Raw genomic sequence first — 514 nt, forward strand, 5'->3', positions numbered from 1 at the left:
GCGCTGGCCTGGCTGCTCGCCCAGGGCGAGGACATCGCGCCCATTCCCGGCACCCGCAGCACCAAGCGCCTCGAGGAGAACGCCGGCGCCACCGACGTCCAGCTCTCCGCCGCTGATCTGGCCCGCATCACTGAGATCCTTCCCCACGGCTCGGCAGGCAGCCGCTACCCCGCCGCGATGCTGTCCAGCTTCACCACAGACTGACCGCGCCAAGCACACGCGCATGCGACGCCGGGCCCATCGGCCAAAGGCGGCACGCGGGCCAGTGCCGATAGCAGGGGGTACCGGGCGGGGGCTCAGGCCTTTTGCAAGGCGGGAGCTCGACGCGGCAGTGGTACTCGCCGACATCGACCTGTCGGCGAGTACCACCGTCGCGAAGGAACTCGGAGAGAACGCGCCGGCCATTCGCCTGCCTCGATCGTCCAGGCGCCGGCGGCGACGAGGTCGAAGCAGTGGCGGCAGAGGTTGAGTTGGCGGACTCGGGCGTCGGTGCCGATCATGGAGCGGGGACGCT

1 protein-coding gene is annotated in these 514 nt (G+C 70.6%); it reads left to right on the forward strand.

Annotation, left to right across the window (positions count from 1 at the left end):
- A partial coding sequence (locus KUM44_RS37050; RefSeq protein ID WP_217214164.1) for an aldo/keto reductase occupies positions 1-204 on the forward strand: 204 nt, incomplete at its 5' end.
- Positions 205-514 lie beyond the last annotated feature (310 nt).

Source organism: Streptomyces sp. AC550_RSS872, from assembly GCF_019049285.1.
Taxonomy (GTDB): Bacteria; Actinomycetota; Actinomycetes; order Streptomycetales; family Streptomycetaceae; genus Streptomyces.